This is a genomic window from Runella rosea (genome assembly GCF_003325355.1).
Taxonomy (GTDB): domain Bacteria; phylum Bacteroidota; class Bacteroidia; order Cytophagales; family Spirosomataceae; genus Runella; species Runella rosea.
This window is the reverse complement of record NZ_CP030850.1, coordinates 187,607-209,681: the sequence shown is the minus strand read 5'-3', so window position 1 is coordinate 209,681 and position 22,075 is coordinate 187,607. Positions and strand designations below refer to the sequence as shown.

The 22,075-nt window shown below is 43.5% G+C and carries 21 protein-coding genes and 1 tRNA gene; 6 read left to right on the top strand and 16 right to left on the bottom strand.

All coding sequences use genetic code 11. From position 1 onward, the window contains the following. The first annotated feature begins 163 nt into the window (after positions 1-163). From DR864_RS01065 to DR864_RS01055, 3 genes are all read left to right on the top strand, one after another. The gene (locus DR864_RS01065; protein ID WP_162793499.1) at positions 164-1,495 is read left to right on the top strand and encodes a T9SS type B sorting domain-containing protein; all 1,332 of its coding nucleotides are present in this window, start codon (positions 164-166) and stop codon (positions 1,493-1,495) included. 189 nt (positions 1,496-1,684) lie between these two features. Beyond that, positions 1,685-2,770, top strand: coding sequence for a T9SS type A sorting domain-containing protein (locus tag DR864_RS01060; protein WP_114065201.1), 1,086 nt, complete (start codon positions 1,685-1,687; stop codon positions 2,768-2,770). A 122-nt stretch (positions 2,771-2,892) separates the two neighbouring features. Then, on the top strand, positions 2,893-4,269 hold the full coding sequence (locus DR864_RS01055; protein ID WP_114065200.1) for a sugar transferase: 1,377 nt from the start codon (positions 2,893-2,895) through the stop codon (positions 4,267-4,269). 16 nt (positions 4,270-4,285) lie between these two features. Here the strand turns inward: DR864_RS01055 and DR864_RS01050 are convergent, their stop codons facing one another. Then, positions 4,286-5,419, bottom strand: a complete 1,134-nt coding sequence (locus tag DR864_RS01050; protein WP_114065199.1) for a nucleotidyltransferase family protein — start codon at positions 5,417-5,419, stop codon at positions 4,286-4,288. Between the two features lie 312 nt (positions 5,420-5,731). On the opposite strand from DR864_RS01050, the gene DR864_RS01045 reads away from it, so the two are divergent. From DR864_RS01045 to DR864_RS01035, 3 genes are all read left to right on the top strand, one after another. Further along, the gene (locus DR864_RS01045; protein ID WP_162793498.1) at positions 5,732-7,051 is read left to right on the top strand and encodes a capsule assembly Wzi family protein; all 1,320 of its coding nucleotides are present in this window, start codon (positions 5,732-5,734) and stop codon (positions 7,049-7,051) included. 12 nt (positions 7,052-7,063) lie between these two features. Beyond that, positions 7,064-7,852, top strand: coding sequence for an ABC transporter substrate-binding protein (locus tag DR864_RS01040; RefSeq protein ID WP_114065197.1), 789 nt, complete (start codon positions 7,064-7,066; stop codon positions 7,850-7,852). 111 nt (positions 7,853-7,963) lie between these two features. Then, positions 7,964-9,280 (top strand): gluconate:H+ symporter, encoded by a 1,317-nt coding sequence (locus tag DR864_RS01035; protein WP_114065196.1) that lies wholly within the window; start codon positions 7,964-7,966, stop codon positions 9,278-9,280. A gap of 84 nt (positions 9,281-9,364) precedes the next feature. Here the strand turns inward: DR864_RS01035 and DR864_RS01030 are convergent. From DR864_RS01030 to DR864_RS30450, 15 genes are all read right to left on the bottom strand, one after another. Next, positions 9,365-9,435: transfer RNA gene (locus DR864_RS01030), tRNA-Gln, on the bottom strand. A gap of 152 nt (positions 9,436-9,587) precedes the next feature. Further along, entirely contained in the window at positions 9,588-10,463 is an 876-nt protein-coding gene (gene fabD, locus DR864_RS01025) for an ACP S-malonyltransferase (protein WP_114065195.1), read from the bottom strand. 62 nt (positions 10,464-10,525) lie between these two features. After that, entirely contained in the window at positions 10,526-10,921 is a 396-nt protein-coding gene (locus DR864_RS01020) for a thiol-disulfide oxidoreductase DCC family protein (protein WP_114065194.1), read from the bottom strand. Positions 10,922-10,947: 26 nt separating this feature from the next. Then, positions 10,948-11,919 (bottom strand): formylglycine-generating enzyme family protein, encoded by a 972-nt coding sequence (locus DR864_RS01015; protein ID WP_114065193.1) that lies wholly within the window; start codon positions 11,917-11,919, stop codon positions 10,948-10,950. A gap of 47 nt (positions 11,920-11,966) precedes the next feature. Beyond that, on the bottom strand, positions 11,967-12,437 hold the full coding sequence (locus DR864_RS01010; RefSeq protein ID WP_114065192.1) for a hypothetical protein: 471 nt from the start codon (positions 12,435-12,437) through the stop codon (positions 11,967-11,969). 61 nt (positions 12,438-12,498) lie between these two features. Then, on the bottom strand, positions 12,499-12,990 hold the full coding sequence (locus DR864_RS01005; RefSeq protein ID WP_114065191.1) for a hypothetical protein: 492 nt from the start codon (positions 12,988-12,990) through the stop codon (positions 12,499-12,501). An 88-nt stretch (positions 12,991-13,078) separates the two neighbouring features. After that, positions 13,079-14,185 (bottom strand): hypothetical protein, encoded by a 1,107-nt coding sequence (locus tag DR864_RS01000; protein ID WP_162793497.1) that lies wholly within the window; start codon positions 14,183-14,185, stop codon positions 13,079-13,081. An 8-nt stretch (positions 14,186-14,193) separates the two neighbouring features. Then, the gene (locus DR864_RS00995; RefSeq protein WP_114065189.1) at positions 14,194-15,036 is read right to left on the bottom strand and encodes a TssN family type VI secretion system protein; all 843 of its coding nucleotides are present in this window, start codon (positions 15,034-15,036) and stop codon (positions 14,194-14,196) included. A 58-nt stretch (positions 15,037-15,094) separates the two neighbouring features. Continuing rightward, a complete protein-coding gene (locus DR864_RS00990; protein ID WP_114065188.1) occupies positions 15,095-16,039 on the bottom strand; it encodes a type VI secretion system baseplate subunit TssG in 945 nt (314 codons plus the stop codon). A 128-nt stretch (positions 16,040-16,167) separates the two neighbouring features. After that, positions 16,168-18,003, bottom strand: a complete 1,836-nt coding sequence (locus tag DR864_RS00985) for a type VI secretion system baseplate subunit TssF (protein ID WP_114065187.1) — start codon at positions 18,001-18,003, stop codon at positions 16,168-16,170. Between the two features lie 29 nt (positions 18,004-18,032). Continuing rightward, positions 18,033-18,455: a GPW/gp25 family protein gene (locus DR864_RS00980; protein WP_114065186.1), complete on the bottom strand. Its 423-nt coding sequence runs from the start codon at positions 18,453-18,455 to the stop codon at positions 18,033-18,035. Between the two features lie 2 nt (positions 18,456-18,457). Then, complete coding sequence (locus tag DR864_RS00975; protein WP_162793496.1) at positions 18,458-20,299, bottom strand: type VI secretion system Vgr family protein; 1,842 nt, start codon at positions 20,297-20,299, stop codon at positions 18,458-18,460. A gap of 117 nt (positions 20,300-20,416) precedes the next feature. Next, complete coding sequence (tssD, locus tag DR864_RS00970; RefSeq protein WP_114065184.1) at positions 20,417-20,809, bottom strand: type VI secretion system tube protein TssD; 393 nt, start codon at positions 20,807-20,809, stop codon at positions 20,417-20,419. An 82-nt stretch (positions 20,810-20,891) separates the two neighbouring features. After that, a complete protein-coding gene (locus tag DR864_RS00965) occupies positions 20,892-21,275 on the bottom strand; it encodes a YrhB domain-containing protein (protein ID WP_162793495.1) in 384 nt (127 codons plus the stop codon). Between the two features lie 21 nt (positions 21,276-21,296). Continuing rightward, the gene (locus DR864_RS30450; protein ID WP_114065182.1) at positions 21,297-22,058 is read right to left on the bottom strand and encodes a PAAR domain-containing contractile injection system baseplate protein; all 762 of its coding nucleotides are present in this window, start codon (positions 22,056-22,058) and stop codon (positions 21,297-21,299) included. Positions 22,059-22,075 lie beyond the last annotated feature (17 nt).

Genomic DNA, 22,075 nt, shown 5'->3' with positions numbered 1-22,075 from the left:
TAAAATTATCTAACGGTAGCATTTTGTGCCCTTAAGTACGTTTAAATATTGCTTATTCTTTCTAATTTCGCAAATACAATTTTTATTCACAATGGCTTGCTTCAACTATCGGTATATTCTACCTTATATAATGTGCCTGTGCGGATTATTCACAAAGGTTACGATGGCGCAGTGCCCCGTTCCAGCGCAGTTTGGTCCCCAGTGGGTGGACGGGAGTTTTGGAATTGCTGGTACCGAGGTGGGAACTCAGTGTACTGGTCGACCAGTTACGGTAACCACCCCTGCATCAGTAGTTAATGCTCGTTATATTTTTGATTACAAAAGCATTGCTGATACTTCACAAGCAAAACCTACAACCTTTTCTTCATATATACAACCTGGCTATTATTATATTGTTCAAATAGGCATCGTTAATGGAAAACCCTCTGTCGCATGTAATTCAATCCAAGTATACGCAACATCTAAACCCACCTTTTCTCTCGCATCTGAATGCGGAAATACAACCAAATTAAAGATAAATACAACTGGGCTGGCTTTTGGTAGATATTTGGTAGATTGGGGGGACGGACAACCTACCCAAGCGTATGCCCCCGGACAACCTGACCTTAGTTATACCTACGCAAATTCAGGCACTTATCAAATTAGGGTAAGGGGGGAAGGGACCCTAGCATTGAATGGATGTAATGCGGATAGCGACCCGCAAACTTTTGAAGTGCTAAATGATCCCGCCCCTATAACAAGTGCTACGGCTACCGTAATAAATAACTTGTACGGTCAGATAAGCATAACGGTCCCCAATACGGTTAAGGTAAAAAACTATTCGTTTAGTAAAAATGGCGTTGAAACCCTCCGAGTCAACAGCCCTTATGTTGACTCCACCTTAAATGCCTCACAAAGTGGCGCTTGCTACCAAGTGGCTTACGCCGATGCATGCGACCGTAAACCTGCTACAATGCCCACGGTTTGCACCATTTACCTTCAAGCGGAAAAAGAAACCTTAAAATGGTCTTCTGAATCACCTTTTTCCACGGCAATCGACAACTATACCATTGAAAAGCTCAATGAAAATGGTCAGGTGGTTGCCACTTATCCCGTTGGCAATACTACGGAATGGCCAATGGACATCAGTGATAATGATGTAGAAGTAGTTTATCGCGTTCGCGCAACAGCGGTCAATGGACAAACAAGTCTATCCAATGCCATAAGCTACGGTCGAACGGTCAAATTGTTTGTTCCAGATACTTTCTCCCCCAACAATGATGGGCTTAATGATACATTTGATGTAAAAGGACAATTAATCAATAAGTTAGAAATAACGGTCTATGATCGCTGGGGCAATGTGCTCTATAACACAAAAGATGGAACGAAAGGATGGAACGGAACCGACGTAAACGGCAGAGAGCTAAGCCCAGGATTTTATACCTATAAAATAGAATACACTGATACTAAAGAAAGGGCTTATTCTAAACTTGGCACTGTCAATTTAATGAGGTAACCGTTGAAATAATTGTTGGTAGTTGTTTTTGAATAACATGACGGTTGCTTTATTTAATTCTATCAAACCTCAATCTAATGACTCAAATATACCGTTAGATAACTTTGAGTCCATCTTGTTGTGGATAATCCAAAAAAAACTTAGCTTTACTCATTGAATTTTCAAAATGGACATAACTATTCCTTAAATATGAAAAAGCCACTACTTGTCTTTCTGGGTTTTCTCTGTATTCCTGCCGCTCATGCCCAGTTTTTCTCCTCAGCCGAAGTCTATATTGGTTCGGGGGCCATAGTTACCATGAACAACGAAATAATCAATCAAGGTGACTTGAAGTCAGACGGTACGCTTCATCTCCGTAAAGGGATAAGCAATCAAGGTCAAATGGCGCTAAACGGTCAAGTAATATTGGACGGTGAAGGAACGCAACTGATTAAAAGTGACAATTCTATCAACGTAGGCGCACTTTTGCTTTCACAAGTCGGGAAAGTGAATCTGCAAGCCCCGTTGATTGTACAGAACGAGCTAAAGTTTGGCAAAGGAATTATTGAAAATACCGCGTTATTCCCCCTAGAAATAGCCGATAACGCCCAGATTACGGGAGCATCCAACCGTTCACACGTGAAGGGTTATGTTCAAAAGTCGGGCGATGATGCTTTTGATTTTCCCGTGGGCGATGGACTCGAACTGCATACGTTTGCCATCTCTAAACCAGCGAGCGAAGATAAAATTTCGGTCGGATTTGTGACGCAAAGCCCCACTCGTCTGTCTAATAAATTAGCTGACGCCGTTGCTGAAGTGACTGGCAACAACTATTGGGCAGTTCAGGGAATCAAAAACCAAAACATTCAAGTGAGTGTTGCGTCGGAGCAAGCCAATAACCAAATCTTGCAATTGCGCGACAATCAATGGAATCTGACAGCGGGCAGTGTCGAAAATAACGTAGTCTCGGCCCAAACTGTATTGAATGGGGCATCTTACTTTACGATTGGCACACAAATTGCAGAAGCATCAGAAAATGCAGAAGTCAGCGTTTATCCCAATCCAAGCAATGGTTCATTTGATGTTCGCTTGAAAGGATTTTCAGCCAACGAAACAATTTCGCTTGATATTACTGATTTGAGTGGACGTTCATTGGTTAAGCAGGAGGGTAAAGTCAAAGATTTTTCAACTAAATATTCTATTGGTGATAAAGTATCCAACGGCAGTTATTTCCTACGAGTCCTTCGTACCGAAAAAAACCAAAGTTTTGTACAGAATTTACTTATTACCAAGTAATATTGAATTGTTCTTTATGTAATTGTGCCCAAGATAGTAGTATCTTGGGCACAACCATTTAATGGTTTTAGGTTCTACTGAAGCTGTATTATTTTAGAATAATCACTTCATCATTGAAAAATATGAAACATCGTTACTCATTTCTTTTCTTACCATTTCAACTTATCCTTGATTGGATACTTCTAAATCTGTCTTTTTGGATTGCATACCTCATTAAATTTGGATTTGCCTCAGAATTCAATACTTCGTACCAATGGTTTTTGCTAGTTTGTAATTTGATATGGCTGGGTTTAATCGTCATCGTGAAGCCTTACAATTACTCACGAATAAAATTTCACGTTTTTAATATTTTATATCAATACTTATCACTTTCAGGTTTATTCGCCGCATGTATGGCGTTTGCATGGATTATTTTGAGGGATTTAAATTTATCCCGTCTGCACATGTTGTTCATGCTTATGGTATTTGTGGCATTGGGAATCACGTGGCGGGTCTTTGCCGTAGTCTTCATTAAATTTTACCGCGCGTCTGGTCATAATATACGACGATACATCATTGTTGGCCACGGAAAATTAGCCACTACATTAAAAGAATTTTACGAGAATTATCCCGAGTTTGGTTACGAATTTTACGGTTTTTTTGGTGACATTGACGAAAATAATAAATCCATTATGCGAGGAGATTATGATCGTTTAACAACATTTATTAAACAAAACACCATTGATTGCGTGTACTGCTGCACTCCTTACATCAACAATGAAGTATTAAGCAACATCATCACTCAATCAGAGCAAGAAAATTTTCAAGTAAAGCTAGTCATTGATTTTTCTTCCATTCTCAGCAGGCAATCGACGGTTGAATACCATGACATGTTGCCGATTATTGATATTTCAAACCGCTTTTGGGAAGATATAAAAGTACAAATCCTGAAACGTATCTTCGATATTGCCTTTTCATCGTTTATTCTGTTTATGGGTATGCCGATTTGGATTATCTTAGGTTTAATCACCAAACTTTCTTCCAAAGGCCCTATATTTTATTCTCAGGAAAGAATCGGCAAATCTGGCAAACCTTTCCGTATTTATAAATTCCGAAGTATGTACGTAAATGCGGAACAGGAAGGGCCCGCATTATCATTTGGCAACGAAGATCCCAGAATAACCCCATGGGGACAATTCATGCGTAAAATGCGCTTGGATGAAATCCCGCAATTTTACAATGTTTTAAAAGGGGATATGTCAGTCGTGGGGCCGCGCCCTGAGCGCCAATTCTTTATTGACCAAATAACGCCCATTGCCCCTGACTTTACTAAATTATTGACGGTCAAGCCGGGCATTACCTCCATTGGCCAAGTAAAATTTGGATATGCACAAAACGTCGAAGAAATGATTCAGCGTTTAGAATTTGATTTACAATACTTAACAAAAGTTTCGCTGTTTGTGGATATGTTGATTATTTGGGAAACGGTTGTTGTAATGCTTAAGGCCAAGGGTAAATAAAATGCAAACACTACCTTCAAGATTGGATTATTAATCGTTTTTTTTCTTGCAATAATCTAAACTTAAATCGCTCAAATAACCACGCAGCTTTTGATTTTTTAGTTACGTCTTTATAAAACAATTCATAGGCGATACCTTGTCTCTCAAACATTCGCACTGTACGTTTTATGCTGTTTTCGGTGTATTGGCCGGATAAACGAAAAAATTTTTTTTGTAAATTAATTTCTTTAATGCTACTAGCATCAGTATTTACCGAAAAATCTGATAATTGAAACTCATTTTTAAGATAAAAAAGGCATATTTTCAAAGCATAATCAAGATGGTTAGCGGCGGCAAACTCCGTTATTTGATTAATGTCACCATTAAAAGAAGGACTTTTACAAATTTTGACAGCATCCAAAATCCACCGAATAGTTGGTTGCCCTTCCAATGTTCCATGAATAATCGTATGAAAAAGTTGATATGAATCATTTAAAATCCATGTAGCGTTTTCGGAATCAATCTGTAGATTTTCTGAATATTTTCTTTCAAATATCCAATTACTCTGTTGATACTCCTGAAAGAAAAAAGCTTGCCAGTGCAAATCCACATCAACACCCCCTTCATCAAAACAGTGCATTGCATGAATCAGATGTCGATATTTGTACTCAACAGCATCGGGAGTATTCCCATAGACAGCTAATAGTGAGATGGTTGCCTCTAAATATTCCAATGGAACTAACAGATCAATATCACCCATGGGTCGTACGCCCATATCTTTATAATAATGCAAAGACATCGGAATACCTTTAAGCAGCATGTTAGGAATACCCGCTTCATTGCAAGCCCTAACTATCTCCTGCGCCCTGTACAACAATTTTTGGTTGGACATCCAAGTGTCACGATACGCATCCCTTAATGCAGGCAAAAGGGGATCGGCAGAATGTTCTAAATTTCGATAAATTAAGGGAAGCACCCTTAAAGATTCAGTATCAACCCCTGAGAAAATGGAATAGTTTGCGTCCTCTTTCGTTATATGATTGAGATTTTTATGTGTTTTCCAACACTCCCAATAGGTAATCGCTTCCTCAGGGGCAAACAGGGCCGCTTTTAGTAACCAAATTTGGTCTTCTCGGATGCCGATGAGTTTTTTTACTTCTTCGAGGGTCATTATTATTGTTTTAGCGAGCAATATAAAGAAGATACTTTTTGAGGGGCGTGTTTTTTTGATTTTATTTGTCAACTAATCCAGTTTTAAATGTTTGTTCGAAAGCAGTTTTCATTTAAAATAAACGATACCCCTACGATCCATTCAAAGAGCTATAATTGTGTGAAAAAAAAAATCATTGTATTACACTTATTCTTTCAAGGGCTCTTTTTCGTTTCCTATAACGCATTTTCCCAAGATTCGACACAAAGCAACCACAATCAACAATACGTATCGCTGACAGGATATGGCTCAACTGCCAGAACACCCTTTTGGATGCGAACCAATCAATATGCTACGGTTCCTGAGACATCGGGTCTAATGATTCGTGGAGGTTCAAGAAACCTGTTTCCCATTGCTCAAACACCTCATTTGAAAGCAGGGTATGGCATCGACCTAGTGGCAAATATGTCAACTAAAAGCCAGGTGATTTTACCAGAATTGTACGGAAATGTGCAGTATAAGAAATGGGAGTTTTATATAGGGAGAAAACGTGAAACAGTAGGTTTATGTGATACACTCCTTAGTAGCGGTTCTTATATTTGGTCGGGCAATGCCCTCCCCATCCCAAAAATCCAACTAGCCATTGTAGACTTTCTTCCACTCACTTTCACCAAAAACCTCATTTCTTTCAAAGGGTCATACGCTCATGGTTGGTTTGGCTCAGGAGATTTCGCCTACGGCTACTTCCTTCACCAGAAATCATTTTATGCCCGCATAGGAAAACCCACTTCCCAACTAAGATTATACGGTGGCTTCAATCATCAGGTACAATGGGGCGGTAAAACCTATGGTGACCTTGGAACTGTCAACAATCGAACGCTGCCTGGTAGCTTCAGAGATTATATTTCTGTAGTTACAGGATTCAGGAATAAGGGAAATTCTTATTTTGACTCAACTAATCGTATCGGGAATCATTTGGGAACCATTGACGTTGGCGCAGAATTTGAATTTCGTCGCCTGAGCCTTTCCATTTACCGACAGAGCCTATTCGACGATGGTTCTTTAGCACGAAAAGAGGCCAACAACGTCGCAGATGGCCTACAGGGGATCGTCCTTACCTTTCTTTACCCAGAACGAAAAAAAGGGCAATTCAGCCTCAAGAAAGCCCTTTTTGAACTTTTATATACAAAAAGCCAAGGAGGTTCGACCTTTGATTTTGAGGGCGGCATTTTTGGCCGTGACAACTACTTCAATCACCAACAATATTTTGATGGTTGGTCATACAAACGACGCATCATAGGCACTCCTTTCATTACCAATTACCGAGATACGAACAATTCCGATGATTATAATAGTAATGAAATCGCAAACAACAACCGCGTGGTTGTCTATCATTTCGGCTTTGAAGGCTACTATGGCGAGAAACTGCATTTTTTGAGTAAACTTTCCTACAGCTTGAATTACGGAACCTACGGTTTCCCTTATGAAACTGTACCCAAACAATTTTCGGGTTTGTTTCAAGTGGATGGCCAAATTGGCCTTTGGGAAGGGCTTGAATGGAACGCGGCCATCGCCTTTGATCAAGGACAACTTTATACCAATACGTTTGGCGGTAAAATTGGCATTCGTAAAACGTGGTCGGGTAAAAAGTAACTCTCTTGGGCCATGACTAAGACCGTAAAAGACCAAATGAATCAGGATGTTACGCTGCCTGTGGTCCCAAAACGTATTGTTTCGCTTGTACCTTCACAAACTGAGTTACTATTTGCCCTAGGACTGCGCGAAGAAATCGTGGGAGTTACTAACTACTGTATTCATCCCGCCGAGGAAATAAAACAAAAAATCAAGGTTGGGGGCACTAAAAGCTTTGATGTTGAGGCCGTCAAAAGACTCAATCCAGATTTAGTTATTGGCAATAAAGAAGAAAATGAGGAAAATGGGATAAACACCCTTAAACAGTTCCTCCCCGTGTGGATGTCGGATATCTTTAACCTTGAAGATGCCGTCGATATGATTTTACGGATTGGAGCATTGGTAGGAAAAGAGTCAGAGGCGAAATCTATCATATTGAACATTGAACGAGGATTTTCAGCACTTCCAACAACGAAGCTTTCATCCAAAACAGCGGCGTACTTCATTTGGCGTAAACCATACATGGTAGCCGCTTCCGATACATTTATCGACGATATGCTCAAACGCGCAGGGTTTCAGAATGTTTTTGGTACATTGAGCCGTTATCCCGAAATATCCGCTGAGCAACTTAAACAAGCCCAACCTGATTACATCTTTTTATCTTCCGAGCCTTATCCTTTTAAAGAAAAACACCTTCAGGAATTTCAGAATATTTGTCCAGATGCGGCCATTTTGGTGGTAGATGGCGAACTCTTCAGCTGGTACGGGAGTAGATTACAAGCGTCTGCTGCTTACTTTTCAAAACTTGGTCAGTCAGGGTAAAATTATTCGGCTCACGATTTTGTACAACTTAAACCCATTAAGTTATTATTATTGCACAAATTAACTGTACCAAGTCAGTTACTAATCCTAACTTCTTAACTCCTACCCTTTATGCTCTTATTGTACGTCCTGCTGGGCATTTTAGCGCTTATCATTTTAGTCGCTTATTTTCATTTGGATACCTTTATTTCGTTTGTTTTGGTCAGTATTGGGCTTGGTCTGGCGTGTGGCATGAGTGTGACGTCGATTAGTCAATCGCTCGAAAAAGGCATTGGAGGTACGCTAGGCTCCTTGGTCATTATTATCGGTTTCGGCTCTATGCTCGGAAAACTCGTGGCCGACAGCGGCGCAGCCCAGCGGATTACCACTACCCTAATGAATATTTTTGGCTTAAAATATTTGCCTTGGGGGTTGGCGTTGGCTGGTTTTATCATTGGCCTACCGTTGTTCTACAATGCCGGGTTTGTCATTGTCATCCCGCTGATTTTTACCATTGCCGCATCCACCAAACTACCCATGCTGTACGTGGCAGTTCCAATGTTGTCGGCATTATCGGTGGCACATGGTTATTTGCCCCCTCATCCCTCTCCTACGGCCATTGCGGCGCAGTTCAAAGCGGATGTTGGTCAAACGCTTTTTTACGGCTTAATCGTCGCTATCCCAGCCATTATTCTAGCAGGGCCCATTTTTGCCAAAACGCTCAAAAAATACGACCCAAAACCCGACGCTTCTTTATTTAACACCAAGCATTTCAGCGAGTCGGAAATGCCTAGCCTGAGCATCAGCTTAATCGTAGCGTTGTTGCCTTTATTGCTCCTGACGCTTATGCCTTGGTTGAAAGGTAATTTTGCCGAAGAAAGCATTCTTTACACGGTTTTTGCTTTTTTGGGCGACCCTTCGATTTCGATGTTGATTTCTGTACTGGTCGCCATTTACTTTCTCGGGATTAAACGCGGCAGAACGACCAAAAACGTCATGAAATCGCTCGAAGAAGCTTTTAAGAGCGTTTCTATCATTTTGTTAATTGTTGCCGGCGCTGGAGGCTTCAAACAAATCCTGACCGATGGTGGCGTAAGTAAGTACATTGGAGAACTGTTGGCAGGGGTAGAAATTTCTCCCCTTATTTTAGGATGGGCCATTGCGGGAGTGATTCGCATCTGTGTAGGCTCCGCCACCGTGGCCGGGCTTACGGCGGTAGGTATTATTGCGCCATTGGTGCAAAGTCAAGGGGTAAAGCCCGAATTGATGGTATTGGCCATTGGCTCGGGGAGTTTAATTTGCTCCCACCTCAACGACGGCGGCTTTTGGCTGTTTAAAGAATACTTCAACCTTTCCATAAAAGAAACCCTCCAAACCTGGACGGTCATGGAAACCATCGTGTCAATCGTAGGTTTACTGGGCGTTTTGGTGCTGGATCAGTTTGTGTAATGATAAAATTGTGGCTGGTTCCAGCATTTTTCGAAGTTAAAATATCCTAAATAAAAAAAGCCTCGCAATTGCGAGGCTTTTCAGTTGGCGGACAAGGACTCGAACCCTGAATAAAAGAACCAAAATCTTCTGTGTTACCATTACACCATCCACCAATTCCGTTTTGGTGGTGCAAAAGTAGCCCTTTATCGGTTACGTGTCAAGTCGTTTTTGAAAAAAAACTGATAAAAAAAATAAGCCTGCGTCTTTAGAATTGATAATCAGGGAGTTTATGAGAAATAAAAATGCAAACTTTTTTATCCTTATTTTAAACTCCGGCCGTGGTTACGTCGGAAGCTATCTTCTTAACCAAGCCTTGCAAGACTTTTCCTGGACCGCACTCTATGAACTCAACGGCACCGTCGGCCACCATCGCCCGAACTGATTGGGTCCAGCGTACGGGCGCGGTGAGTTGCGAAATCAGATTTTCTTTGATGGTTTCTACCTCCGTAGCCGCCTGCGCGTTTACGTTTTGATAAATGGGGCAACGCGGGACTGAAAAGACCGTTGCTTCAATGGCCGCCGCCAATTCTTCGCGGGCGGGCTCCATGAGGGGAGAGTGAAACGCACCACCAACGGGAAGCGGCAATACGCGCTTAGCACCTGCTTCTTTCAATTTTTCACCCGCTAGGCGCACCCCTTCATGCGTACCAGAAATGACTACCTGTCCTGGGCAGTTAAAATTGGCCGCTACCACCACTTCTCCTTCAATCGAGGCACAAATTTCCTCAATTTTAGCATCATCCAAACCCAATACGGCCGCCATCGTTGACGGACTGATGACACAGGCCCGTTGCATGGCGTCGGCCCGTTTGGCGACCAACCGCAATGCATCCTCAAAAGATAATGCTCCCGCCGCTACTAACGCCGAAAACTCTCCCAACGAATGGCCCGCCACCATGTCGGGCTTGAAATCTTCAATGGTAGAAGCCAGAATAACGGAATGTAAAAATATGGCTGGCTGAGTCACATCGGTTTGTTTGAGTTCTTCGTCGGTTCCTTCAAACATTACTTTTGTAATCTCAAAACCTAAAATTTCGTTTGCTTTATCAAACATTGCACGGGCTTGGGCATTATTTTCGTACAAATCTTTGCCCATTCCGCTGAACTGAGAGCCTTGGCCGGGGAAAACGTATGCTTTCATTAAGGTTATTATTGAGTGAATTATGAATTAATGACTGCAAACTTAATCACTCCCTCCCTAACTCACTCTATCACAAACAATTTTTTCTCTTCGGGCGTAGGGATACGGCAGGAGTCGCTCTTGCCAAAAAGTCGGTAGCGATTTTTGGCAATGATATCGTAAAAGAAATCCCGGATGAAACGGGGAACGATGCGAAACAGATACAGCCAAGACCAGCCTTTCAAGTAACGCGCTATCTCCAGTGCCGCATCCGATTTTTCGTATAACTTCCCCGCTCTCAGCAAAAGTACGGTATCAAAATCAGTCAATTGGCGATTATTCTCGGCCAAGAGTCGCTGACCGAAATCCGATTGTAAAGAGGCAAACCGAAATCTCCGCGCGGCATCACGGTCGATGACGAAGTTGATACTCGCGTTGCAGAAATTACAAACACCGTCAAAAAGAATTACATCCGACATATCGAGACTGTTTTGGCCTACATTAATTACTCATAACACACCCGAAAGCCAACGGTATTTTTTTTGGATGTGGGTGCTAATCCGTAACGAAACGTAAGCGGTTTGGGTTCGTCGCCAAACGAACGGCCTCTCACCACTCGGCCGCTTCCCTGTGGTGGGCCCGCAGGAGCCGTACTTGGGCTGTTGGCATAATAATTTTTATCGTACCAATCGGCGCACCATTCGGCGGCATTGCCTCCCATATCAAAGAGTCCTAATTTATTCGCTTTTTTGGTGTTGACGGGCTTAGTTCCCGCGCCGTCGGTATTTCCAGCATACCAACCCATCTCTTCGGTAGCAACGATATTTTTAACGGCACCGCCGCAGGCCGCGTATTCCCATTCGGCTTCGGTCAAAAGGCGAACCCTTTTTTTTGTCTGACCTGAAAGCCATTCGCAATACGCCACGGCATCGTCCCACGAAACCCCGACGACGGGATGGTCATCCTGCCAGCCCCAATTGGGCGGTGCGGGCATTACTTTTCCAGTAGCTTTGGCGAATGTTCGGAATTGGGCAACTGTCACTTCATGCTTTGCCACGAAAAAATCAGCGAGTGTTACGGAATGTACAGGGCGCTCATCAATGGCTCCTTTGTCGTCCCCCATTAAAAATGCACCACCTTTTACGAGTACAAAATCGGGTAATTCAGCGCGGCTTTCGTTTTTTTCGGGTGCTTGGTTGGAATTTGTATTTTTTCGGGGAAACGATGTAGGGTTGGGCGTGACGGATGCGTTATTTTTCTGGGCCAACGCTTTTATGGCTTTTTGAAGTTGACTTTTACAGTAAGGTTCTTCGTTTCGAATGCGCAACGCACGTTCATAATTTTCTTTGGCACATTGATAATCCTGTTTTTTAAAACACACATCCGCTCTTTTTTTGTAGTCATCAAAAGTTACTTTTTGGGCAACCGAGGCGACCGATAAAAGGATACAACCAAAAACAAACAGTAGGCGAATCATATCGTGGCAATTGCAGATTAGGGTAAATTTAACGCTCAAATGGCGTTTTAGGGTTGAGCGCGTTGTTGTTCAAGTTGTTGGAGCCGCAGTTCAAGACCTTGCTTTTCCTGAACCAACAGACTGTACTTATCCGTGAGTTGTTTCCATTCATCGTCTTGTATCAACCGCGCATTTCCCAAATCCGTCAAATAAGCCTCATAACTTTTGAGAACAGACCTAAAGAGCGGTTTATCATACCGCTGCTGAAGTCGGGTGATAAACCCGAAAACAGTCTGTAATTGCTTGGCAGAAAACGGTTTAGTTTTGGTCAGCACTTCGATATAATCATCCAGACGGTCGGTTTCGACCAAAAAACCCTTGATTTCTGTTTCGGTCGATTGATTTCGTTGAAGGGCCAATTCAGGGATTTTACGGAGATTAAGATAGATTGAAATACCCAACAAGACCACAACGCCTGCATAACAGGCCCAGAAGTATATAATGCGAGAACGGCGTATTTCACTATTAAGGGCTTTCATATTTTTCGAGGTTCGAAAGTGGAAAACAAAATTGAACACGCACACCATGCCATTTCCACGCTTATTTAATGGGCGCAACGGGCGGCGGTGGCGGCTGCGATTGCTTGTTTACAATCTGGAGTTTCAAAAATTGATTATCCTGCGTCAAATGCTCAATTTGGTCTTTATACGCCTGTTTTTTGGCAACTATGTCTTTTTGATTGGCAACGGCTTCTTCATTGACCAGTATCAGAAATTTATAATTGCGAACTACACGTCTGAAAATGGTGTCCAATACCGTAGCTTCTGCTGGGCGTTTTTGCAATGCTTCCAGTTGTTCCTGAAGATTACTTTTTGTTTGCGCCAAAGCGCTCTGATCAGTACCTTTAATGGCTATTCTGAAGGAACGATAAAGGGTATCCAACAACTGTACATCCGTCAAAAACCGCACTTCTGTTTGGGAAGAGAGCGCCGCTTTGCCCGCCGAGCGCGGGTTGAGAAAACGGTAACTGATGGCCGTCAGCAATCCAAAAAACAGCAAGCTGACCAAAATATATTTTAGAAAAGGACTCATGTTTCGGCGATTGATTTACCCTAAAAAATTAACCCTTAATGAAGGCTTATTCTATTTTTTCGCTTACCCTTTTTTAACTTTTCCCATTTTACGACCGGTACTGTTCCCGTCCACGATACCCGCCGTCGCTGTCGCCTTTATAGACGTATTCAAGGCCGCTTAATTCATTAAAAATGGCGTTGAGATTGTCCAAAAAATCTTTGATAAGGGCAAAAGCGGGAACGACGTCGTTGTGGTTGTACTGAATTTTCACCAATAAATTGAGTTTTGCTTCAAACGAAGCCTGGGTCACGCCAAAACGTTGTCCAAAGTAATTGTACATGTATTCTTTATTACGCTGGGGCAAACAACGCAGGGTTCCCATAAAAACCCGGGCAAATCGGGCGAAATATTCCACAAAATACGCAGGCGATGATTCGTTGAGAATCAAGCGGTAGTGGTCGTACGAGTCGGCAATATGCAGGATTACTTTTTGGGCCAATATCCCCACGTTTTTTGACCAATCATCCTGCGCTTTCAAATATACATTCTGCACGGTGGTCTCGGCATTTTTGTCAATTTGTCCAATCAAAGCGTCAAAATGATCATAATACCACATCAGCGTTGGGTGGGCGCTGATATTCATGCACGGCGGCACATATTCCCACTCGGAGAGCAGGTTGAATTGCTGATTTACTTTTTTTAGTTTTCCCACCACCAAATGATGAATACCAGAGGTGTTGTGCTTGATATGCTCAGCGGTAGCCACGGCCAATCGGAGTGACGGCATCCAATAGGGCAACCGTAACGGGGATTCTTTGGGGTCGGGTTCGCCAAACGGCACTACGTTGGTGGGGTCCACAATGAGCAACACATAAAACTCCGTGCTGCGCTCATTGAGCAATTCATTTTGAATGCTTGACAACGAGCAGGTCAGCGCGGGTTGACTGGCATAAGCGGGGAATTCAATGCGCACCCCGCCGGGCGTAACGGCCCGGCAAAACGGCAGGGTCAGTTCATTGCCATTTTGGCTTAGTTGACACACTTTTCCGTCGTTGGAAGGTAGAAGGCCGTAAGTATGGGCGTTTAAGTGCGTACGGGCCACATCGCACATTGCGTCGATTGCGGCCAAATCACTGCCCAACAGGTGGTCTTTGGTGATTTTCATCCCGTCCACCCAGTTGATCGGTAAATGCTTTGAAGTTGGAGTTGCCATACGCAGGTTTAATCGGTATAACTACGCGCAATAATCGGTGTGCTCGTGGTTATGTTATTTTGTATAAAGGTTTTTTCAGGATCAAGGTACGTTTTAAATAACCCCCAAAACGAAGAGGTATAAAAAACCCAACCCACGGCCCGGCCCGTTTGAATATCTTCAAACAAGATAGGGTTATTGGGGTCGACTTTGGTATTGTACAAATTCATCATATAATGCAGCCATTCGCCCAAAGTACGATCTTGGGGCGCTTCAAATTCGTGGCCTTCCCACGTGGGGTCATTGGGTTTCTTGCTGATTCTGACCTTGACCCGCATCGTATTTCGCAATTCAATCGCTGGCACACGCGTCGTGACGGGATAATACCATTTTTGGTAAACACTCGGCGGTATAGTCTTCCAGAAATCATACGATTTGATGAACACATAAGGCAGCAAATACCGCAAGGCGCCCAGCGAAAGATACGGAATGAGCATCTCCGCTTGTTTGGAAATGAGGGAATACGAAAGGATAAAACCCGCCATTCCAAAAAACATGAGTGAGACGCACAACCAAAATCCTGGGGCAAATTCTTTACGTTCCAGCCACGTCGAAAAAGTTTTGTAAGCTGTTATTAAAAAGACAACCCCTAAAATCAAAGCACCCGTTTCAAACACAATAAAATTCAACGACAGCGACGCTATTTGACTAACAACCCCTCCCAATGCCGCAAATAGAGCAAAGACGATAAGCACGTGCATCAACAATTTCTTGGAGAAAATCGCCGATGATTTTAAATAGGCAACAATCCCTAAATTGGCTATTCCAAAGACAATATTTCCGATTAAAAGCGTAAGTATTGTTGACGACATTACTACAATTGATTAATTACTAAATTTGAAATTAGTCTCCATTCTTCACTAAAAATACTCATAAAACCGTCGTAAAACCTAATAATGCCGCCTGACTGCCATTATTTAACTGAAATCCATCTTCGGATTTTTGGGGCAGCAACTCCAACCGCCAATCCAATTCAATCGGCACTAATAATCCAGCTAAAAAATCGACCATTTTTCGTTGTCTACCATTGGGAACATACCCTTCCATTTGGTGAGCTGTGAGTGGGCCGATAGAGATTTTCAAACAAAGGAATTGGTCGGTCAACGAAGGAGTGGCAATGACCGTATCCACGCCTAAAGCGGCCTCACCAAGTGGCATGAAAGGAGCCTCGACGGGTAATGACTGGACAATTGACTCATAGTCTAGTTTCACCGAATCCCCCAACAATTGCTCAAAACAATCACGCATCCACACCAAATTCCCAGCGGCTTTGTGAGCAATGGTGGTTATTTGAAACAACGAAGCCTGCTGATTATCTGTCAAGGACAAATGGGCACTTTCTGGCCAGAAAACGGCTAAAAACTCCTTCAAAAAACCTTTGTCCTGCCCCGCCAACGCTTGTTTTTCAAACTGCTCAATGCGCACCCGTTGATGAGTGATGGCGTTGTCGAAGGGCAGAAAAAACTGCCGCGCATCGTCTTCTTGGCGTTCTTCTTCATTCCGAATCTCCTCCCATTGCTCATCGGTTTTATTGCGGCCCGTGGGCCGGTGAAAAAGACGCTCAGGCAAGGTGTCATACAAACCGTCGCGGGGGGTATTGACCCGGTACCACGAAGTTCCGGTCAGTTCGTTAAATACTTCCTCGATTTCTGAAACATCCCGTTCGTAAAAATACGCCGATGAGCGTTCGGGATAAATGACGATTTCTTCTTTCCGACAAAACCCGCACGCAATCAATTCATCCACCACGGCCTCTACCCGAAGCCGCCTGACGGGCAATTGATCCAACGCTGATTTGAGTTCTTCGGGTGACATAGGTTATTTTGTTGGTTGGTTAATGGGAGATAGGAAGTAGGAAATCAGAGGTAGGATGTAAGAATTCAGAAGAACGAATTCCGAATTCGTCATCGCTCGGCCCACGTCGTCATTCGCTCCTTCGTCATTCAAGTTACTGTTCCGTTGACCAACATCCTGATGGGCAAAACACCCGACGACTGTTCTTCCAACAAATGTTTGATGCGTAAACTATACTCCGACCATTGCTCGGGCGGAAGCGGTTTTGCAGGATTAGACGTAAGGTTGATGTCTAAGGTTCGCTGTAGTCCCTGATACTGAGACGCTCCCATGCTGAAGCCCTTGGTGATTTCCACCCGTTTTAATTTATCGCCCAATTCGGCAAAACACACCGCTTTGTAATCTTCCATCGTCACGGCGCGCCCTCGGGTGAGGATTGCTTTTTTGAAAACGGGCAAATTATCGTCTCCCTGCAACGGTCGCTGCCCGCCTTTGGTGGTGGTGAGGAGCATGGTTATGTCGTCCGTAAAAGCAATATTTGCGCGGTCACGCATTAGTTTTGTTCCAAACGCGAGGTTGTTGGCGGCATCTGCTTTCGTAGTCCAATAGCGTATACTTAGTCGCCCCGTTTTTTCGGTGGTTTTGGCGCTTATAAACCAATTTTGAAAATTATCTTTTTTAATAATATTGCTGATGCGTTCCAGCCGTTTCCGAATTTCTTCCACGTCGTTTTCGATTTCACCACGTCCCAAGGCCATAAACATGGCTCCTTCGTCCCGCAATAAATCCACCAAATACGACAAAATTTCGGAAGCATCGCGCTCATCAAAACGCGCCACGCCACCCTGTCGGAGCAAATATTGATTACCCGTTTCTCGATTGAACTGCTGCACATTGGCGAGTTTAGCCCCCGTAGGAGTCTCAACCTCAATCATATCCAGAAAAAAGTCAGTTTCTTCGGTACGAATGGGAAATACATTAAACAACGCACGCAATTCCTGAAAATTAGTAACCGCCCGGCGGTTGACTACTGGAAAAGCGTTTACATCAAGGTACATACGTGACAAAATTTCTGGTGATAATGCCCCCGGAAATTTGATTTTTATCCAAAACAATTCCTGCACAAAATACCGCTGAAGCTCATCAGGGCGCAGGAAGGAAGTGATGGCTTCGGGATATTTTTTCTTTTGGCTTTGAATGGAAATTTCCTGCCCCGTTAGTCGATTGCGACTGCTGACGCTCAGGACATGCCCGTCGTATTGGCGTTGGACCGTCCGCTCAATTCGGGCCGAAGCCCCCAGTTCATTAGCCAGTCCGTCAAAAGTTTTTTTGTTTGCCAACCCCTGCACTACCTGAAGTTCTTCTGTTTCGGTAAACATCCGTACGTCCAATAAACGGCTCAGATGGGTGGTGCGTGAGGGGTCATTGCGCCAATCAAAAAAGAGTGCAAGGTCATCAAGGGCTTCCAATTCCTCGTTTAAAGACAGGCCAATCCAGACTTCATCCAACGGCAACGCCTGGTCCATAAAAAATTCACGCGGTGCGCCTCCCATGCCCATCTCTCGGATACGGCTTTGCATAATGACGGTATTCAATCGGAGATTATGCAGGGTATAGTGCCCCACCGATGAGAAAAAAAACTCTTTTCCCGCCAATGCACAATTAAATGTATGTTCTGGCAATACATCGAAAGTGGGATCAATGATACCCGCTTTCATCATGGCATGGGCAGGTTGTGGCCCCGTTAGTACCTCTGGCGTAAGCAAATGTGCCAAGCGTTGTACCACCCGGCTCCGCGAATTGTCTAACTCATGGTGAATATTTTCAAGCCCAGTCGCAAAAGCTCCTAACAGCATTCCAACCAGTGGGTCAAAGCTTTCGATGGCTAAATCACTCTCGTCATAATGCCACAAACGCGCAATTTCCCGAATCATTTCGCTTCGGATTTGTTCGCGGGTTTTGTATCGTTGGGGTTCGTTGTACATTGTTAGGGGTTATGGGTAGGCGGCTCACCTTAAGAATACCTCACTAATCGAAACTTCATGTCTTTCAAGCGTTCTTGGGTCTGAACGAGGGTACTTGAAATAATGATTTGGATGTAGCGACAAATACGCGGGCTTCCACCCTCTACTTTTTCTTCTACATCCGTAATTTCAATATCAACTTTAATAATTGTAATTCTCGGTTCAAATTTTTTCAGGTATTCTTCCACCGACCGTTTGATTTGGTCCTTGCTCGGAGTATCTCTCAATTGCCGAAAATCATACCCGTGAATGATGCATCCGTAATTATGGTCAAAATGAAACTCCTTGGGTTTGGACGCCAGATAAAGCGATATATTTTGGGCAATAGAATCCTCCACCGAGATTTTTTCGGTGAATTGGCGCTTCATTAAGGAGCCAAAAGAAGGCGGTACGGGATAATACTCGTCGGGCATAATCAATTGATTTGAATAATGCCCGCTTTCATGGTGGCCATCGGCCCACCTTTTAGCTCCAATTGTGCTCCAGCTTCTACTTTAGCATTGGCCGTTGCTTTGATATTTACGTTCATTCCTTCAATATCCACATCCGTGTCAGATTTTAGTTTATAGCTCTTGGCTTGAATATCAATCTTATCTTTTGACGTCCCTTTGATATTGTCTTCTCCGTGTAACACCAAATCTTCCGACGCTTTGATATTAATTTTTGAAGCATTGAGATTGATACTACCCGCGCTAATATTCACCGAACCTTTACTTTTGATATTTATGTGAGACCCGCCATCCAGTGATAGTTCAATCTCATTTTTATTTTCTTTGTTAAAAATTTTAATGTTTTCCTTCCCCTCGCTATCGTCAATAATAATGTGATTACCGCCCCGGGTAATGATTCCTTTGATGTGATTATCTGCTTTAAATAATTCATCGCCGGGCATTCGAGTGCCTCCGTCGTTGGCGTACAAACTGCCGCTTACGTAAGGTAAATCAGGATTCCCAAACTCAAAGTCTACCATCACCATATCGCTAACCTCGGGGATAAAATACCCTTTTGAGCGACCCGTCATCATGCTCGCTACCCGAATAAACGGCGTTGTATCACCCTGCGGCTGCCAGCCAAACTGCACTTTAATCCGACCCAATTTCAACGGATCATTTGTATCCCTCACCTGCGCGATGTGTGGCCTGGCCACTGGCATTACAATGCGATAATCAACGGGCGGAAAAGTACTATCCTGCGGAACAGCCTCAAAATTAGCTTGATATACGCCACGAGCATCGACAAAATGATTCAATCGGGTCACTACAAACGTGCCGTAATCAATGGTATCTGTACGTATTCCATCTATAAACACTGGCTCAGTGATATTCACCAAGCCGCCTATTTTCATCTCCATTTCGGGGCTACGTCCCGTAAACACGGCCAATTTATTGGCCTGCTCGCTTCTCTTGAGTTTCACCGCCGTTTTAAGACTACTTTCACTGACATGGTCCGTGAAGTTGATATTCATCAAATCATCGGCAAAAACTTCTTTGGAGCGGTCAAATGCCATTTGGGGGAAAGAACTCAACCCTTCCACCTGTTCACTTGCCGAATCTGCTTTAAATAAATCAAACGCCTCATAATTAAAATACGAAGCCTTAAAATTGAGGGGTGTTACCCGCAGTCCGTATTCCATATCAAATAGATTGGTTCCGTGGGTCAAAGCTACCGTGGGGGAGGTTTCTCGGATATTTTTACCAAAAATCAACGTTCTCCCATCATAAAACATCCATTCGCCGAACTCTTCGGCCAAGCGTTGCAAAAAATGGAAGTTATCTTCCTCATACTGCGTCACGTAAGGAATAGGCGTGCTGTTGGCAGGGGCCATACTTGCGGCAAAAGAAAAAGGAGAAAGAACCTGCGTAACAATATCCATCAGCGTTTTGTCAGTAAAACTGCGCGTTGTGACACCCGCCGCTAATTGGATGGTTGGGCTTAATCCCGAAATCAGGTACGTGCTCGATTGACTTTGTCCCTTGACCAGCCGTATCGACGTGACAATTCCCGAAAAAATCTGTGTTTGTTCAGTTACCCCTAACCGACCCTGACGCAGGGTAATGGCGGCTGTTTTCCCAACAAATTTTTCTGCCAGTTCTTTCAGTTTTATGAATCGATTGGCGAGCATATCTGGCGATACGCTGATTTCGAAATCGTGGTGACTTTCAAACCGCTGACCAATCCGCAGGTGATTGACACGCCGAATGGTTTCACCGTTAATGGTGATTTCAGTGCTGGCAGTAAAAGTATTGGTGAGAGCCATGATATAACATAATAACTTGCTGAAAATAAAAAGGGTCAATCTGTCAAAAAAACAGTTGTGCCACATTAGCGAGGGGTTATTTTTTCGCAGAATGCGGCACAAACAAAGGCTTAAAAGCTACTCTCTCTTCAATTTTAACTTTTGTCCGTTGACGTCCAAGTCCCGTGAGCAGATGGTAAAAGTTTGGGTTCCTGTCCCCGCTCCTGCCAAGTTGAATGTTTCGCTGAAGTTGACTACCGAGGCATCGTTGAATTTAATGGTTCGTAGTTCTTCGCCTTTCTGGTTCACAAATTTAATTTCGCCGTCGATATCATCTTTGTGTTGGAGGGTCATCAACTCAATGATTTTCGCGTTTGCGTTACGAGTTTCGATGGTTACGTCGATGTTGCCACCAAATACTTCTGAAGTAGTTTCGTTGGTATGAGGATTTACGTGTTGGTGAAACGAGTATGAGCAATGTAGTACTTCGAATTCAGTGCCGTCGATTTTGATGGTTGCCTTGTGTGCCATGGTTGTAAGCGTTTTGAGGTTAAAATGTTTATGAGTGAAAAATAAATGATTGAATTTGTTTTCTTAATGTTTTTGAATCTCCCTAATATTTTGGCTGAAACTTCTTCTCAAATTCTTTCAGAAATGTTTCTAGGGGTACGGAGGAAGGTGTTTCAGTGGCCAGTCCTGTTTGGTATTCTACGATGATAGCGGGAGTGCCAGGCCGAGTATCATTTGGATTGCGGGTTTCAATGTATTTTTCAGTAGTGAACATAAATATCCATCCATAGGGTTTTGTGATGGTTTGTTCTTCCCATAGTACTACATCTATTGCGGGAGAAAATGTAGCCATTTTTTCGAGTGCAATCGTCCGTGCTTGATAGTAGTCAACCATTTTATTTTTGGATAATTTTTGTTGTTTTTTTTGCCCAACACAATACGTTTGACAAACTGCAATGAGCATCAGATACAACCAATATCGTTTCATCCTAGGGTCCATTTAGTTAGATTATGGTACTGGACTCGCGGCATAAGTAGTAGTTCCGCTGGGATTGTAGCGGGCATTGGCTACGGCAGGATCAGTAATAAATCCTCGGTCTTGCCCTGGCCCCCAATTTTGTCCTTCCATCACTCCCGTCTGACCGTTTACGTTTGCTACCACTACTATGTGTGATCTTCCGTTTCCATAATCAATGCCAACAACTTGCATCGTACCTGGTCCGCCAGCTTGTACTTGGTTGAAGACCGTATTCAAGTTGGTAGGGTTGTTAAAGTCAATATTAACCCCCAAACGACTATTAATTTCTGTCCACGACCCATCTCCTCCAGCTGGGGCGGCTCCCCCTCTGCCTGTACGTATCATACTAATGACTTGGTCAATAATGTGTCCACAGTTGACAACTGAATTAGCACGATTGATGAATGCTAACAGAAAAGCAATATTAGCAGGAGTTAAAGTAGAGACATCTAAATCGCCTACCAGTACTGTAAAATTACCTAACACAATATTTCCACCGTGGGCGGTTGTGTCACCTATTCTGGCCGAGGGATTGCCACCAATAAACACCCCCATAGAGCCTAGAACTATACTGTCAGGTGGGCCAGTGCATACACACATATTACCAAAAGTAGCCGCAAACTTTCCCCCGATCAAAACCGTCGGCGCTCCAGGTGGTAAAATCGCCCCTCCTACGTGAGGGACAGGCGGTGTACCGGGCGTTACCATCGGACAAATGTGCATGTCGCCTACAGCTGCAGCGGGCTTTCCCATATTTGTGTCTTTTAATG

Bases quoted from the DNA above. Each gene is read 5' to 3' on its own strand.
- DR864_RS01065 (WP_162793499.1), top strand. From the start codon at position 164: ATGGCGCAGTGCCCCGTTCCAGCGCAGTTTGGTCCCCAGTGGGTGGAC.
- DR864_RS01060 (WP_114065201.1), top strand. From the start codon at position 1,685: ATGAAAAAGCCACTACTTGTCTTTCTGGGTTTTCTCTGTATTCCTGCC.
- DR864_RS01055 (WP_114065200.1), top strand. From the start codon at position 2,893: ATGAAACATCGTTACTCATTTCTTTTCTTACCATTTCAACTTATCCTT.
- DR864_RS01050 (WP_114065199.1), bottom strand. From the start codon at position 5,419: ATGACCCTCGAAGAAGTAAAAAAACTCATCGGCATCCGAGAAGACCAA.
- DR864_RS01045 (WP_162793498.1), top strand. From the start codon at position 5,732: ATGCGAACCAATCAATATGCTACGGTTCCTGAGACATCGGGTCTAATG.
- DR864_RS01040 (WP_114065197.1), top strand. From the start codon at position 7,064: ATGACTAAGACCGTAAAAGACCAAATGAATCAGGATGTTACGCTGCCT.
- DR864_RS01035 (WP_114065196.1), top strand. From the start codon at position 7,964: ATGCTCTTATTGTACGTCCTGCTGGGCATTTTAGCGCTTATCATTTTA.
- fabD (WP_114065195.1), bottom strand. From the start codon at position 10,463: ATGAAAGCATACGTTTTCCCCGGCCAAGGCTCTCAGTTCAGCGGAATG.
- DR864_RS01020 (WP_114065194.1), bottom strand. From the start codon at position 10,921: ATGTCGGATGTAATTCTTTTTGACGGTGTTTGTAATTTCTGCAACGCG.
- DR864_RS01015 (WP_114065193.1), bottom strand. From the start codon at position 11,919: ATGATTCGCCTACTGTTTGTTTTTGGTTGTATCCTTTTATCGGTCGCC.
- DR864_RS01010 (WP_114065192.1), bottom strand. From the start codon at position 12,437: ATGAAAGCCCTTAATAGTGAAATACGCCGTTCTCGCATTATATACTTC.
- DR864_RS01005 (WP_114065191.1), bottom strand. From the start codon at position 12,990: ATGAGTCCTTTTCTAAAATATATTTTGGTCAGCTTGCTGTTTTTTGGA.
- DR864_RS01000 (WP_162793497.1), bottom strand. From the start codon at position 14,185: ATGGCAACTCCAACTTCAAAGCATTTACCGATCAACTGGGTGGACGGG.
- DR864_RS00995 (WP_114065189.1), bottom strand. From the start codon at position 15,036: ATGTCGTCAACAATACTTACGCTTTTAATCGGAAATATTGTCTTTGGA.
- DR864_RS00990 (WP_114065188.1), bottom strand. From the start codon at position 16,039: ATGTCACCCGAAGAACTCAAATCAGCGTTGGATCAATTGCCCGTCAGG.
- DR864_RS00985 (WP_114065187.1), bottom strand. From the start codon at position 18,003: ATGTACAACGAACCCCAACGATACAAAACCCGCGAACAAATCCGAAGC.
- DR864_RS00980 (WP_114065186.1), bottom strand. From the start codon at position 18,455: ATGCCCGACGAGTATTATCCCGTACCGCCTTCTTTTGGCTCCTTAATG.
- DR864_RS00975 (WP_162793496.1), bottom strand. From the start codon at position 20,299: ATGGCTCTCACCAATACTTTTACTGCCAGCACTGAAATCACCATTAAC.
- tssD (WP_114065184.1), bottom strand. From the start codon at position 20,809: ATGGCACACAAGGCAACCATCAAAATCGACGGCACTGAATTCGAAGTA.
- DR864_RS00965 (WP_162793495.1), bottom strand. From the start codon at position 21,275: ATGAAACGATATTGGTTGTATCTGATGCTCATTGCAGTTTGTCAAACG.
- DR864_RS30450 (WP_114065182.1), bottom strand. From the start codon at position 22,058: ATGGGAAAGCCCGCTGCAGCTGTAGGCGACATGCACATTTGTCCGATG.